This window comes from Candidatus Pelagibacter sp. PS_43 (assembly GCF_059417795.1).
This window is the reverse complement of the sequence record NZ_CM182066.1, coordinates 563,302-577,710: the sequence shown is the minus strand read 5'-3', so window position 1 is coordinate 577,710 and position 14,409 is coordinate 563,302. Positions and strand designations below refer to the sequence as shown.

The window sequence follows — 14,409 nt, the reverse complement described above, 5'->3', positions numbered from 1 at the left end:
CTAAATTTTTAAATCTTTAACCTCTTTTTAAATTTTTCTTCGAGCATGGGTTTTAAGAATTCACCAGTATAACTACCTTTTATCTTTATAATATCCTCAGGTTTGCCCTCTGCGATAATATTTCCACCTTTGACACCACCTTCAGGTCCCATATCGACAATATAGTCTGCTGTTTTAATTACATCTAAATTATGTTCAATAACAACAACTGTATTTCCTAGAGCTACAAATGTGTGCAATATTTCTAATAGTTTTTTAATATCATGTTGATGAAGACCTGTTGTAGGCTCATCTAATATGTACATAGTTCTTCCTGTAGATCTTTTTGAAAGTTCCTTAGCTAATTTAATACGTTGAGCCTCACCACCAGATAGAGTTGTAGCTTGTTGTCCAATTTTTATATAACCAAGACCTACCTTCTTTAATGTTAATAATTTAGTTTTAATGTTTGAAATATTTTCAAAATATTCACACCCTTCATCTACAGACATGTCTAAAACATCTGCAATACTTTTTCCTTTAAATTTAATCTCTAAGGTTTCTCTGTTATACCTAGTTCCTTTACATTCATCACATTGTATATAAACATCAGGCAAGAAATGCATTTCATAAGTAATTACACCATCACCCTCGCATGCTTCGCAACGACCACCTTTAACATTAAATGAAAATCTCCCAGGTTTATAACCACGAGTTTTTGACTCAGGAAGCGCTGTAAACCAATCTCTAATAGGACCAAAAGCGCCAGTGTAAGTGGCCGGATTTGATCTAGGTGTTCTTCCAATAGGAGACTGGTCGATATCTATAATTTTATCAATGAGTTCAACTCCCTTATATCCTTTAAATGCTTTTGGTACTTTTCGAGCCTTATTATTTAAGGTTAAATTAAGTGCATGATATAAGGTCTGCAGTATCAACGTAGACTTACCACTTCCAGAAACTCCTGTTACACAAGTAAAACTACCAATTGGTATTTTTAGATCTACATTATTTAAATTATTTCCACATGCACCATTAATTTCTACAAATCTACCATTTTTAGCAAGCCTTCTAATTTTTGGTATTTCGATATATTTTTTGTGAGATAAGTATTGTCCGGTTATGCTATTTTTATTTTTTAAGATTTCATTATAAGTTCCCTGAGCTATAATTTCTCCACCCTTAGTTCCAGCTTCAGGACCCAAATCAATTATATGATCTGCATTTTCCATAGTTTCTGTATCATGCTCAACAACTATTACAGTGTTTCCTAAATCTCTAAGTCTTTTGAGTGCATCAATTAGTTTAACATTATCTTTCTGATGTAATCCAATAGATGGCTCATCTAGAACATAAAGAACTCCAGTTAATCCGGAGCCAATCTGAGATGCTAATCTTATTCGTTGAGCCTCTCCACCTGATAAAGTTCCAGACTCACGAGACAGAGTTAGATAATCCAAACCAACATTTAATAGAAAATTTAATCTTTCATTAATTTCTTTTAAAATATGTTCAGCTATTTTAAATTGTCTTTTATCTAATTTAACTTCTAATTCTTTAAACCACTTAGAAGCATCTAAAATTGATTTTTTTGTAACTTCGCTTATGTTTAGATTATCTATCTTTACACATAAAGCCTCTTCTTTAAGTCTGTTTCCACTACATCCTTCACAGGCTGAATCTGATTGATACTCGGCTATTGCCTCTCTCTTCCATTCACTATCAGATTCCAAAAATCTTCTTTCTAAATTATTGATAACACCCTCAAAAGTTTTCTTGTGTGAATATTTTTCATATCCATCATCATAATTAAATTTTATTTCTTCTTCATCTGAACCAAATAAAATTACATCCTTAATTTTTTTTGGTAATTTTTTCCACTTTTCATCCAATGAGAATCCGTAATGTTTTGCTATTGAAGCTAGTGTTTGCGCATAATATAGCGTTGTAGATTTGGCCCATGGTTCAATTGCTCCATCAGCGATACTTTTTCTCTCATCGGGTATTACCAAATTTGGATCTACATTTAGCTTTATGCCAATACCCTCACATTCTGCACAGGCACCGTACGGACTATTAAAAGAAAATAGTCTTGGTTCAATCTCTTCAATAGTAAATCCACTCTCAGGACATGCAAATTTAGTTGAGTAAATCAATTTTTCAGTTTTTCTAAACTTTTGAGGTAAGGTTTCATCTTCATATTCAACAAAAACCAAGCCATTTGATAGATTTACAGCCGCCTCTATACTTTCAGCCAACCTATTTCCAAGAGATGAGTTAATAACAATTCTATCTACAAGAACCGATATATCGTGTTTGATTTTTTTATCTAAATCAGGAGCTTTTTCAATATCATATAAAACTTCATCTATCTTAATTTTTCTAAAACCTCTTCTTTTATAACTAAGAATGTCTTTTTTATATTCACCCTTACGACCTCTTACTACTGGAGCGTAAATATAAATTGTAGATTTTTTTGGTAATTTTTTTATTAAATCTACAATTTGAGTAATTGTTTGTGATGTTATAGGTTTGGCAGTAAATGGAGAGAATGGTATTCCAGCTCTTGCATAAAGTACCCTCATGTAGTCATATATTTCTGTTACAGTAGCAACTGTTGATCTTGGATTTTTTGAAGTATTTTTTTGTTCTATAGCTATAGCAGGACTTAAACCTTCAATAAGATCAACATTTGGTTTTTTCATTTTATCTAAAAATTGACGTGCATAGGCAGATAAACTTTCAACATATCGTCTTTGTCCCTCAGCATAAATTGTATCAAAAGCAAGAGAGGACTTTCCTGAACCTGAAAGTCCAGTTATGACTACAAATTGATCTTTAGGAATTTCAACTGAAACATTCTTTAAATTATGTTCTTTTGCACCCTTGATAACTATCTTTTTGATCATAATTTTAGTTGCTTTAAATTAATAAAATTAATATTCAGGTTATATTGTGATATAAAAACTAAATAAATAAATAAACATTTTAAAATATTATGGCTGGAAGTTTAAATAAAGTATTATTAATTGGGCGTTTAGGCGCAGACCCTGAGATTAAACAAATGGTAAATGGAAAAAGTGTTGCAAGATTAAGTTTAGCAACAAGCCAAACCTGGAAAGACAAAACTTCTGGTGAAAAAAAAGAAAAGACTGAATGGCACCGTATAGTTGTATTTAATGATGGTTTAGTAAATGTAGTGCAGCAATATCTAAAAAAAGGTGCTCAAATTTATGTTGAAGGTCAAATTGTAACAAGAAAATGGAAAGATGAACAATCTGGACAAGATAAATATTCAACTGAAATTGTAATACAAGGCTACAACTCTTCTCTTACAATGCTTGGTGGTGGCAACACAGGTGGTGGAATTCAAAATGATAATAATCAAGTATCAAATAACAATTTTGAAGACTCGCCACAAACATCAAACGATATGGATGACGAAATTCCATTTTAGTTTTTTATGCCTAACACAGAAATTCCTAAAGATAAAAATATCAAGTTAATTTCGATGCATGACGAGATGAGCTCGTCTTATCTATCTTATGCGATGAGTGTAATTGTAAGTAGGGCACTCCCAGACGTAAGAGATGGCTTAAAACCTGTTCATAGAAGAATATTATTTGCAATGTATAAAGGTGGCTATGATTGGTCTAAACAATTTAGAAAATCTGCAAGAATAGTTGGAGATGTAATTGGTAAATATCACCCACATGGCGATCAATCTGTTTATGACGCTTTAGTTAGAATGGTTCAAGATTTTTCTATGAGCTTACCTTTAGTTGAAGGCCAAGGTAACTTTGGTTCTATAGACGGAGATCCGGCAGCAGCTATGAGGTACACCGAGACAAGATTGGCTAAAGTTTCACAGTATTTAATTGATGATATTGAAAAAAATACTATTGAATATAAAAGCAATTACGATGAAACTGAAAAAGAACCTTCGGTTTTACCCGCGCAATATCCAAATCTACTAGTTAATGGAGCTGGCGGTATAGCGGTTGGTATGGCTACAAGTATACCACCACATAATCTTGGTGAAATAATTGATGGAACATTAGCTTTAATTGAAAACAAAGACATTAAGATTAAAGATTTAATGAAACATATACCAGGTCCAGATTTTCCAACTGGGGGCGTGATCATTGGTAAGTCAATTATTAAAGATGGATACAATATTGGACGTGGATCTTTTAAAATAAGAGGTGAAATATCTGTTGAAGCACAAAAAAATGGAAGAGAAAGACTTGTTATTACCTCAGTACCTTATCAAGTGAACAAATCAGTACTAAACGAACGTATTGCACAGCTTGTTAGAGAAAAAAAAATTGAAGGTATTAAAGATATTAGAGATGAGTCAAATAGAGAAGGTATAAGAGTTGCTATTGATTTAAGAAATGGTGTGGAGCCTGAGACGATTAAGAGACAACTTTATAAAAATACATCTATAGAAAGTTCTTTTGGTTTTAATACTTTAGCTATAGTTGATGGAAAACCAAAAATATGTAACCTTAAAGAGTTTTTATCTCATTTCTTATCATTTAGAGAAGATGTTGTAATTAAGAAGACTAAATTTGATTTAAAAAAAGCTGAAGATAGAGCACACATATTAATTGGCCTTTCCGTTTCTGTAGAAAACCTAGATAAGATTATTAAGATTATTCGTTCATCAAAAACACCAGATGATGCAAAAAAATCTTTATTAAACACTAAATGGAAAATAAATAAATCTTTAAAATTAATATCCTTAATAGTGGATAAAAAGGGTAAAAATCTTTATTCTTTTTCAGAACCTCAAGTAATTGCAATTTTAGAATTGAGACTGCAAAAGTTAACCGCTTTAGGCATCAATGAAATTGAAGTAGAGATTAAAAAATTAGCAGATTTAATAAAAGGATATAAAAAAATAATTAATTCAAAAAAAGAGCTTTTAAAGGTAATAAGTGAAGAGCTTAAAACTATCAAAGAAAAATTTGCTGTAGCAAGAAGAACTAAAATTATTGATGCAATTTTGAATTACGATATTGAAGAAACTATTCAAAAAGAGTCAGTAATCATAACAGTTACTTTACAAGGTTATATTAAACGTGGTGCATTAAGTAACGTTAAACAGCAAAAAAGAGGTGGTAAAGGAAAATCTGGTATTGTTACAAGAGATGAAGACTCTGTTGTTAAAACATTATCTGTTAATACGCACACATCATTACTCTTTTTTTCAACCGAAGGTCTTGTTTATAAAATTAAAGCTTGGAAAATTCCCGAAGGATCAACTGCATCTAAAGGAAAATCATTATTCAATATTTTACCTTTAAAAAGTCACCAATCAATTAGCTCTATAATGCCATTTCCTGAAAATGATTGGAAAAATTTGCAAATAGTTTTTGCAACCGCCAAAGGTAAGATTAGAAAAAATAGTCTTGAAGATTTTTCATCTATTAATTCAGCTGGAAAAATTGCAATGAAACTTGATCCAAATGATAAAATTGTTGGGGTTGAAATCTGTAAAGATGATCAAAATATAATGCTAAGTACAAAAAATGGAAAATGTATAAGATTCGAGTCGAAAAAATTAAGAATTTTTAAAGGAAGATCTTCTAAAGGAATAAAAGGTTTAGAATTAGCACCGAATGATGAAATTGTTTCATTATCTATCATTGAACATGTAAAGAATAAAAAAGACTCAAATACAGAAGAGAGATTTATTTTATCTATAACTGAAAATGGTTATGGTAAAAAAACATTGCATAATGATTACAGGGTAACAAATAGAGGTGGAAAGGGAATTATAGGAATTGTTAATTCTCCAAGAAATGGAAATATATCCTCTAGCTTTCCAGTTTTAGAGGCTGATGAAGTTATGATCTCAACAAATAAAGGTAGAGTTATTAGAGTTGCTGTAAAAGAAATTAGAACAGCGGGAAGAAATACTCAAGGTGTACGTATTATTAAATTATCAGGTGATGAAAAAGTAGTTTCAGCAATAAAAATTGATGATAACTTAGTGTAATGAAAAAAGTTGCTGTGTATCCAGGTACGTTTGATCCTATTACATATGGCCACATAGATGTTATTAAAAAATCCTTAAAATTATTTGAAAAAATTGTCATTGCTGTTTCAGATGGTGCAAATAAAAATTACTTGTTCAATTCTGATGAGAGAATAGAAATCATTAAAAAAGCACTTTTCAAAGACCAAAAATTAAATAAGAGTAAAATTGAGATCATTTCGTTTCAGTCTTTAACTACTGATATTTGTAAAAAATATAAATCAAACATAATTTTAAGAGGCCTTAGGGCTGTTTCTGATTTCGAATATGAATTTCAATTAGCGGGTATGAATAGAAAATTAAATAACAATATTGAAACGATTTTTTTAATGTCAGATGTAGAAAACCAGATTATTTCTTCTAGATTTGTAAAAGAAATTATCAAATTAAAAGGTGATATTAGAAAATTTACTACAAAAAGCACAATAAAATCTTTAAAAGAAAAATATGAATAAATTTATAATCAAAATTTTACTTTTAATCTTTTTAACAACTAATAATGCAACTGCAGAGGAGAACATAATGATTTTAAAACTTAAAGATGGTGATGTAAAAATAGAACTTTTTGAGGACGTGGCACCTAATCATGTAAAAAGGATAAAACAACTCGCTGAAGAAGGTAAATATGATGGTGTAGTTTTTCACAGAGTAATTGATGGTTTCATGGCACAAACTGGCGATGTTAAGTTTGGAAGTTCTACAAGTGACGAGTTTGATCTTAGACGAGCTGGCATGGGTGGTTCAGATCTTCCAGATCTTAAGGAAGAGTTCAGTAATTTACCTCATGAAAGAGGAACGCTATCAATGGCTCGTTCACAAGATCCAAATAGTGCTAATAGTCAATTTTTTATTTGTTTCAAAGAGGCTTCATTTTTAGATAGACAATATACGGTCTTTGGTAAAGTTATTGAAGGAATGGAATTTGTAGATAAGATTAAAAGAGGTGACCAAAATAATAACGGCTCAGTAACTAATCCAGATAAGATTATTAGTTTTAAATAATCATTTAAAACAATTAATGACGTTAAAAAAATTTAATTTTAATGTCTTGGGAAATGATAACTTTGCCAGAGCTGGTGTTATTGAAACTCATAGAGGAAATATTCAAACTCCAGCTTTCATGCCAGTTGGAACCCAGGCAACTGTTAAGGCCTGCTTAATTGATGATGTTATAAAAACAGGCTCAGAAATTATTCTTTGTAACACTTATCATTTAATGATTAGACCTGGAGTTGAAAGAATTATTAGTGCTGGTGGTCTTCATAAATTTATGAATTGCAAACTTCCTATTCTTACAGACTCTGGAGGATTTCAAGTGATGTCTTTATCCAAACTAAATAAAGTAGATAGAGAAAAAGGTGCGATTTTTAATTCACATGTTGATGGAAAAAAATTTATTTTAAGTCCTGAAGAAAGTATCGGTATTCAAAAAGGATTAAACTCGGACATTGTAATGATCATGGACGAATGTCCAAAAAAAACTAATGATTACGACATCATTAATAAATCAATGGAACTATCAATTTATTGGGCCGAGCGATCAAAAATAGCATTTGGCTCAAATCCCCATAAAGCTCTTTTTGGTATTGTTCAAGGAGGATTATTCAAAGATCTTAGATTAAAGTCACTTAATGCCTTAACTAAAATTGAATTTGATGGTTATGCAATTGGAGGACTTGCAGTAGGTGAGACACAAAAAGAAATGTTTAATGTTTTAGATGATATCAAAGAACATATGCCAAGTGATAAACCTCGATATTTAATGGGCGTTGGAACACCTACAGACATTCTTGGTGCTGTTAAAAGAGGCGTTGATATGTTTGATTGCGTTATGCCAACAAGATCAGGAAGAACAGGTCTAGCTTTTACTTGGAATGGACGTTTAAATATTAAAAATAATAAATATAAAAATGACAATGAGCCATTAGATATTAATTGTTCTAATTTAAGTCTTAATAAATATTCTAAAAATTATATAAACCATTTATTTAATACAAATGAAATTTTAGGCTCTACTCTTTTAACACTACATAATATCAACTTTTATCAAGAATTAATGTCTGCCATAAGAGATAATATTAAAAATGGCACATTTAACAAGTTTCACGATGAATACATTGATAGGTTGTAATAAAAATATTTGCAATTTAACAAGTTATGGAATAAATAATTGTTTTTTGGTAATAAAATTTATTTAAGTTTAGATATTTTTTTATTGTTTAAATTTTTAAGTGTAAAGAAATTTAAAAATTTTAAAGAAGGCTTCACCAAAAGTTTTTTTTTAAAATATAATAAAAAAAAACAAAATCTCAACTTTTTTTAAATTCTATGTGGGCCCTTAGCTCAGTTGGTAGAGCAATTCCCTTTTAAGGAATGGGTCGATGGTTCGAGTCCATCAGGGCTCACCAATAAAATAAAATTAACTGATATTAATTGGTGGATAGTCAAGTATCACACTATTTTCCCATTCTGAAAGATCTTTTATTCTCTTAGAAGAAGAGGGATGGGTGCTCATAAACTGAGGTGGTTCTTTCCCTTTATTGGACTTTTTCATTCTTTCCCACAATTTTTTTGTTTCTCTAATATCAAACCCAGATAATGAAGCAAATATCATTCCTAAATAATCAGCTTCACTTTCTTGAGTTCTAGAGAAGGGATTCATTAATCCTATTTGAGATAACAAACCAACAGTATCCATGCCAGTTACTCTATTAACTTGTGATAATTTGCCTCCTGAAAAAATATCAATAAGCTGAGTACTTGTATTTAATAAAACACTTCTACTAGCTCTTTCAACAGAATGCTTTGCAACTGCATGGGCTATCTCATGACCCATCACTGAAGCTAAACCATCAGTATTTTTGGTAACATCAAGAATTCCTGTATAGACAGCAATTTTGCCACCTGGCATACACCAGGCATTTTTGATCTTTTTATTGTCAATTAATATATACTCCCAATCAAAATTTACTGTAGGGTCATCCAGTCCTGCTCTATAAAAATATTCCGATATTGAATCTTCCATCCGTTTTCCAATATCTTTAATTTCATTAAATGTTTTTTTATCATCACTCATTTTTTCTTTTTCTTTTACTTTTTCGTAAATTTGAGCTGCTTGAGCATTTAATTTAGCCTCTGGTATAATTTTGAACTGTCTACGATCTGTAATAGGCGTTGTAGAGCAAGCATTAATCAGTAGACCTGAACATCCACACCCCATTACATTTAAAAATTTTCTTCTATTCATTTTTTATAAAATTTGATAATTATATAATCATTATCATATATGAATTTAAACAACAAAATATTATTAGTTCTTTTCATTATTGCAATTTCATTTGTAATTTATTCTAGCTACAATTAATACAAAATGTCAAAAAAGAAAAAATCATTTACCTTGAAATTAAGAAATTATTTTTTCACTGGAGTAATTGTACTTGTTCCAATTGGATTTACGCTTTACTTAAGTAAATTTTTAATTAATTTTTCAACAAAATTAGTTCCAGCTGGACTAAATCCCAACACTTATCTTCCTTATTCAATTCCTGGAATTGAAATAATTTTGACAATTATATTTATTACAATCGTTGGGGGCCTCTCATTATCTTTTATTGGGAAAAAATTTTTACAATTAGTTGATGATCTTTTTAAGAGAATACCTATTTTGAGAACAATATATTCTGCCATAGGTCAGATGACAGATTCATTTAGAGATCAGGAAGGAAATAAAAAAAGTGTTGTTTTGGTTGAGTATCCAAGAAAAGGCTCATGGGCGGTTGGTTTTGCTACTAAAGAAAATACTGGAGAAATTAAAACTAAAACTAAGTTAAATCTTGTAAACGTTTTTGTTCCAACAACACCAAACCCAACAAGTGGTTTTTTACTGATGATACCTAAAGAAGAGCTAGTTTATCTGGATATGACATTTGAAGAAGCGTCAAAATTTATTGTTTCTGCAGGAACCTCAAATCCAAAAAATTAAACTATATCGTTAATAATATCAGCTTGATCGTATAATTTTAGCAAAGGTCTATATTTTTCTATATTAATGTTTTCTTGTTCAATTTTTTTAATTTGTTTTTCTGCCAAGATAAATAAATCTTCATTTTGTATTGGATCAGCTAACCTAAAATTTTTAGCACCACTTTGTTTAAATCCTAATAAGTCACCAAAACCTCTAAGCCTCATATCTTCTTCTGATATTTCAAAGCCATCATTAGAATTTTTCAATATATTGATCCTTTTTTTTGCATTGACACTTAAATTAGATTTAAACATTAAAATACAGCTTGCTTGTTTATTGCCTCTACCAACGCGACCTCTTAATTGATGGAGTTGTGACAAACCAAATTTATTAGCATTTTCAATTATAATTACATTGGCATTCGGAAAATCTATCCCAACTTCAATTATTGTTGTTGAAACTAATATTGAATATTTTTTATTAAGAAACTTATAAAGAATTTCCTCCTTTTCATCATTTTCAATTTTCCCATGAAGTAAAGCTACTTTATTTGGAAAGATTTTATTCAAATACTCGTATTTATTAACTGAGGATTGATGATCTAATTTTTTAGACTCTTCAATTAAAGGACATACCCAGAAAACTTGATTTCCTTCTGTAATTTCATTTTTAACAAATTGGATAACATCATCTATTTTAGTTTCTAGTTTACTATAAGTTTTAACTTCTTTACGATTATTAGGTTTTTCTCTAATTATTGATACATCCATGTCACCATAAACAGACATAGTTAAAGTTCTTGGTATAGGCGTTGCAGACATCAAGAGTACATCGCAATTATCTCCACCTTTGTCAGATAATAATTTTCTTTGCCTAACACCAAATTTATGCTGCTCATCAATAATTATATAGCCTAATTTATTAAACAATATTTTCTTTTGAAATATTGCATGGGTTCCAAAAATCATTTTAATTTTATTATTTTTTAATTCGTTTATAATTCTTTTCTTATCTATGTTTTCACTTTTGCTTGAAAGTAATTCTATAGTTATATTTTCAGGAAATAGTTTTTTAGCTAAGGTGTAGTGTTGTCTAGCTAATATTTCTGTGGGGGCCATTAGAGCCACTTGGAAATTTGAATTTATTACACTTAATGCAGAAATTAATGCTACAATAGTTTTTCCACTGCCTACATCACCCTGTAAAAGTCTAAACATTTTACTGTTTGAACTTAAGTCCTTATTTATATCGGATAATGATTTTTTTTGATCATTTGTTAATTTAAAATTAAGTTTATTAATTATTTGGCTATATGAGTTATATGTAATTTTTTTTGAAGTTTTTTTAATTTTCTTAATTTTTTTTCGAATTTCTGAATTTACAAGAAATGATGCAAATATTTCATCGTAAGCTAGTCTTTGATAAAAGTTTGCTTTGTAGTTTTCAATATTTTCTGGGTCATGTAATTTGATAATTGATTCATTCCAACTTTCATTTTTAAATCTTTCTAATATTTCTTTGTCATGCCATTCATTTAAGATAGGTAAATTCTCTAATATTTGTTTAATAATCTTATTATAATTTTTTTCAGTAATACCTTCGGTAAGAGAATATTTATTGTGAACTGTCTCTATTAATGAACTGTCCTGTGAAACGTATGTTGGATTTGTTATTTGATATTTGCCCCTAAAAGATGTGATTTTACCACTAATAGTAACTTCTTGATTAAGTGGTAAAATTTTTCTTACATATCCTTCATAACTATGAAAAAAAATACAATCAATTTTGCCAGTTTCATCTGAGCAATTCACTCTATTTGGCAAGTTTCTTACTCTAGGAAATTGATATTTTGCAGGTATTATTCTAATTGTCTGAACTTTATTAATTTGAAGGTCAGAAATTTTAGTGACTAATGATCTATCTGTATAAGATTTCGGTAGTCTCCATAATAAATCAAAAATTGTATTAACTTTTTTTTTCTTCAAAATATCCATGGTTTTTTTTCCAACACCATTTAGTTTTGTAAGATCTGATAATAAATAATCGTAATTATTCTTATTTTTCATGATAGATAGAATATAATAGTAATTACAATGATTAATATAAAGGATTTAAAAAATAAAATAATTTACCGTGCTACTTATAGAGGTACTAAGGAAATGGATAAACTTTTAACTTCATTTACTAAAAGATATATAAATAAACTTAATGAAAATGATCTCATACTTTTAAGCAATCTATTGGATAACGATGATGAAGATCTCTATAAGCTAAATCACAATATACAAACAGACAAATTTTTTGAAAATAACAAAGTTATCGAATTATTTAAAAATTATGAATACAGGTCAGATTAATGGCGGAGAGACTGAGATTCGAACTCAGGAAAGAGTTGCCCCTTTGCCGGTTTTCAAGACCGGTGCATTCAACCACTCTGCCATCTCTCCGTAACAACGTTTTATTATCATAATTTTTTAATTCAACAATAAAATAGATAAATTGAATAAATAATGAGCTAATATTTGAAATATTTATAATGAAAAATAATAAATTCAATAAAGGTATTATTTTAACAGCCTTAGGATCTTTTTGGTGGGGAGTAATTGGTGTAATCTACTTTAAGTTTATTTCCTATACTGGCTCTATAGAAGTGGTAATTCATAGATGCGTATGGACAGCAGTAATGCTGATAATAACTACTTTTTATTTTTCAAAATGGAATATTTTTTTTGAAATAATATCTAATATTAGAAATATAACTCTGTTATTTTTTTCAAGTGTATTAATATTTCTCAATTGGGCGACCTGGATCTATGCTGTAGGAAATGAAAAAATTATAGATGCTAGTTTTGGATATTTTATTATGCCAATTTTGAGTGTTTTTTTAGGATATATTTTTTATGATGAAAAAATAAATCAAAAAAGAGGTCTGTCTATTATTTTGGTATTGATTTCAATAATTTTCTTATTGTTTAAAAACTTTGACTTAATACCTTGGGTTGGAATAATTGTAGGTGTAAGTTGGGGGCTTTATAATCTGATAAGAAAAAAGGTTAATGTAGATACAGATATTGGTCTACTAATAGAAAGCTTATTTATTTTACCATTTGCCTTGTTAGGATTTTATCTTTTATATCAAAATGGCCAAAATTATTTCAGTTTTAACAATATACCATTAATGTTTATATTAATGTTGGCTGGTCCAATGACAGTGATTCCTTTATTTTTATATGTAAGAGGTGTTGAACTGTCAGGATTAGGACCAACTGGAATGATTTTTTATATAACTCCTACATTTCAGTTTTTACTGGGTTTTTTTTACTATAATGAAACTTTTTCTCTCGATAAATCATTAAGTTTCATTTTAATTTGGATTGCTGTAATTATTTATTTAAAAGATTTATATGAAAATAATTAGATATTTATCGATAATATTTTTTATATTTTTTGCCAGCAACTTAATGGCAGATGAAAATGATTTTTCTAAATGGTTAAAAAATTTTAAAATTTATGCTTTAAAACAAGGTGTTTCTGAAAAAACTTTTGACCTTGCAATGTCTGATGTTGTGTTCTTACCAAAGGTAATAAAGTATGACCGTTTTCAGCCTGAATTTTATGAGGATACAAAATTATACATATCCAAAAGAACTTCAGATCAAAAATTAAGGAAGGGAAGTGATATTTATAGATCGAACAAAGATTTTATAAATCTTATTGATGATAAATTTTCTGTTGAAAAAGAATTGCTTTTAGCACTAATGGGCATTGAAACTAATTTTGGAACTTATGTTGGCAAGATGGATATTTTATCATCTCTTGCAACATTGAGTTTTGATAAAAGAAGATCTGAGTTTTTCACAAAAGAACTTATTACAATACTTAAATTGATAGATAGTAAAAAAATTAATCATGATATCCTATATGGTTCTTGGGCAGGCGCTTTTGGATATTTTCAATTTATGCCTTCTACTATGGAGCGTTATGCGATTGATTTTGATAAGAATAATATTATTGAATTAAAGTCAACAAAAGATGCTTTTGCTTCAGCTGCAAACTATATAAACAAAATAGGTTGGAAAAAAAATCAACCTTGTTTTATTAGAGTAAAATTAGATAAAAATGTGCCCCAAAATATATTAAATACATCAGCAAGAAATTTGCATAGTAAGCAAAAATTTAAGACTTTAAAAAAATATATAATTAAAAATGATAATTTTACAAATATTGACAACAATATGATAGCCTCAATTATTACACCAGATAAAGATATTATTCCTGAAGCACAAAATTTAGAACCAGCTTATATTGTTTTTGAAAATTACGAAAAAATTCTTCAATGGAATAGATCATTACGTTTTGCTCTAGCTGTTTGTACTTTAAAAGAAAAATTTGAAAATGTTCTATAAAAAGATATTTCTTT

The 14,409-nt window shown here is 29.1% G+C and carries 12 protein-coding genes and 2 tRNA genes; 10 read left to right on the top strand and 4 right to left on the bottom strand.

Translation table 11 applies throughout. From position 1 onward, the window contains the following. Positions 1-8 precede the first annotated feature (8 nt). Positions 9-2,888 (bottom strand): excinuclease ABC subunit UvrA, encoded by a 2,880-nt coding sequence (uvrA, locus tag AC5SLL_RS03185; RefSeq protein WP_494587024.1) that lies wholly within the window; start codon positions 2,886-2,888, stop codon positions 9-11. 89 nt (positions 2,889-2,977) lie between these two features. Between uvrA and ssb the strand changes: the two genes are divergently transcribed. From ssb to AC5SLL_RS03155, 6 genes are all read left to right on the top strand, one after another. Then, complete coding sequence (gene ssb / locus AC5SLL_RS03180) at positions 2,978-3,436, top strand: single-stranded DNA-binding protein (protein ID WP_494573716.1); 459 nt, start codon at positions 2,978-2,980, stop codon at positions 3,434-3,436. 6 nt (positions 3,437-3,442) lie between these two features. Further along, a complete protein-coding gene (gene gyrA, locus AC5SLL_RS03175) occupies positions 3,443-5,986 on the top strand; it encodes a DNA gyrase subunit A (protein WP_494587023.1) in 2,544 nt (847 codons plus the stop codon). After that, complete coding sequence (coaD, locus tag AC5SLL_RS03170) at positions 5,986-6,480, top strand: pantetheine-phosphate adenylyltransferase (RefSeq protein ID WP_494587022.1); 495 nt, start codon at positions 5,986-5,988, stop codon at positions 6,478-6,480. Before gyrA ends, coaD begins: the two co-directional genes overlap by 1 nt. Beyond that, complete coding sequence (locus AC5SLL_RS03165) at positions 6,473-7,027, top strand: peptidylprolyl isomerase (RefSeq protein WP_494573713.1); 555 nt, start codon at positions 6,473-6,475, stop codon at positions 7,025-7,027. The genes coaD and AC5SLL_RS03165 overlap by 8 nt, the downstream gene beginning before the upstream one ends. Positions 7,028-7,043: 16 nt before the next feature. Beyond that, the gene (gene tgt, locus AC5SLL_RS03160) at positions 7,044-8,156 is read left to right on the top strand and encodes a tRNA guanosine(34) transglycosylase Tgt (protein WP_494587021.1); all 1,113 of its coding nucleotides are present in this window, start codon (positions 7,044-7,046) and stop codon (positions 8,154-8,156) included. Positions 8,157-8,357: 201 nt separating this feature from the next. Continuing rightward, a tRNA-Lys gene (locus AC5SLL_RS03155) sits at positions 8,358-8,433 on the top strand. Positions 8,434-8,444: 11 nt separating this feature from the next. Here AC5SLL_RS03155 and AC5SLL_RS03150 read toward each other — a convergent pair. Then, positions 8,445-9,272, bottom strand: a complete 828-nt coding sequence (locus tag AC5SLL_RS03150) for a M48 family metallopeptidase (protein ID WP_494587020.1) — start codon at positions 9,270-9,272, stop codon at positions 8,445-8,447. Positions 9,273-9,395: 123 nt separating this feature from the next. Between AC5SLL_RS03150 and AC5SLL_RS03145 the strand changes: the two genes are divergently transcribed. Then, on the top strand, positions 9,396-10,007 hold the full coding sequence (locus AC5SLL_RS03145) for a DUF502 domain-containing protein (protein ID WP_494587019.1): 612 nt from the start codon (positions 9,396-9,398) through the stop codon (positions 10,005-10,007). Here AC5SLL_RS03145 and AC5SLL_RS03140 read toward each other — a convergent pair. Continuing rightward, positions 10,004-12,055 (bottom strand): ATP-dependent DNA helicase RecG, encoded by a 2,052-nt coding sequence (locus AC5SLL_RS03140; RefSeq protein WP_494587018.1) that lies wholly within the window; start codon positions 12,053-12,055, stop codon positions 10,004-10,006. The two genes, AC5SLL_RS03145 and AC5SLL_RS03140, sit on opposite strands and share 4 nt — an antisense overlap. A 27-nt stretch (positions 12,056-12,082) precedes the next feature. Here AC5SLL_RS03140 and AC5SLL_RS03135 point away from each other — a divergent pair, with 27 nt between their 5' ends. Then, on the top strand, positions 12,083-12,346 hold the full coding sequence (locus AC5SLL_RS03135; RefSeq protein ID WP_494587017.1) for a succinate dehydrogenase assembly factor 2: 264 nt from the start codon (positions 12,083-12,085) through the stop codon (positions 12,344-12,346). On the opposite strand, the gene AC5SLL_RS03130 is transcribed toward AC5SLL_RS03135, so the two are convergent. Beyond that, positions 12,347-12,436: transfer RNA gene (locus AC5SLL_RS03130), tRNA-Ser, on the bottom strand. 89 nt (positions 12,437-12,525) lie between these two features. On the opposite strand from AC5SLL_RS03130, the gene rarD reads away from it, so the two are divergent. Together rarD and AC5SLL_RS03120 are read left to right on the top strand one after the other, a co-directional pair. Further along, positions 12,526-13,407, top strand: a complete 882-nt coding sequence (gene rarD / locus AC5SLL_RS03125; RefSeq protein ID WP_494587016.1) for an EamA family transporter RarD — start codon at positions 12,526-12,528, stop codon at positions 13,405-13,407. Beyond that, a complete protein-coding gene (locus tag AC5SLL_RS03120) occupies positions 13,394-14,395 on the top strand; it encodes a lytic murein transglycosylase (protein ID WP_494587015.1) in 1,002 nt (333 codons plus the stop codon). The genes rarD and AC5SLL_RS03120 overlap by 14 nt, the downstream gene beginning before the upstream one ends. Positions 14,396-14,409 lie beyond the last annotated feature (14 nt).

Excerpts from the sequence above, each read along its gene's own strand:
- rarD (WP_494587016.1), top strand. The coding sequence starts at position 12,526 with ATGAAAAATAATAAATTCAATAAAGGTATTATTTTAACAGCCTTAGGA.
- AC5SLL_RS03165 (WP_494573713.1), top strand. The coding sequence starts at position 6,473 with ATGAATAAATTTATAATCAAAATTTTACTTTTAATCTTTTTAACAACT.
- AC5SLL_RS03135 (WP_494587017.1), top strand. The coding sequence starts at position 12,083 with ATGATTAATATAAAGGATTTAAAAAATAAAATAATTTACCGTGCTACT.
- AC5SLL_RS03145 (WP_494587019.1), top strand. The coding sequence starts at position 9,396 with ATGTCAAAAAAGAAAAAATCATTTACCTTGAAATTAAGAAATTATTTT.
- AC5SLL_RS03150 (WP_494587020.1), bottom strand. The coding sequence starts at position 9,272 with ATGAATAGAAGAAAATTTTTAAATGTAATGGGGTGTGGATGTTCAGGT.
- gyrA (WP_494587023.1), top strand. The coding sequence starts at position 3,443 with ATGCCTAACACAGAAATTCCTAAAGATAAAAATATCAAGTTAATTTCG.
- uvrA (WP_494587024.1), bottom strand. The coding sequence starts at position 2,888 with ATGATCAAAAAGATAGTTATCAAGGGTGCAAAAGAACATAATTTAAAG.
- tgt (WP_494587021.1), top strand. The coding sequence starts at position 7,044 with ATGACGTTAAAAAAATTTAATTTTAATGTCTTGGGAAATGATAACTTT.
- coaD (WP_494587022.1), top strand. The coding sequence starts at position 5,986 with ATGAAAAAAGTTGCTGTGTATCCAGGTACGTTTGATCCTATTACATAT.
- AC5SLL_RS03140 (WP_494587018.1), bottom strand. The coding sequence starts at position 12,055 with ATGAAAAATAAGAATAATTACGATTATTTATTATCAGATCTTACAAAA.
- ssb (WP_494573716.1), top strand. The coding sequence starts at position 2,978 with ATGGCTGGAAGTTTAAATAAAGTATTATTAATTGGGCGTTTAGGCGCA.
- AC5SLL_RS03120 (WP_494587015.1), top strand. The coding sequence starts at position 13,394 with ATGAAAATAATTAGATATTTATCGATAATATTTTTTATATTTTTTGCC.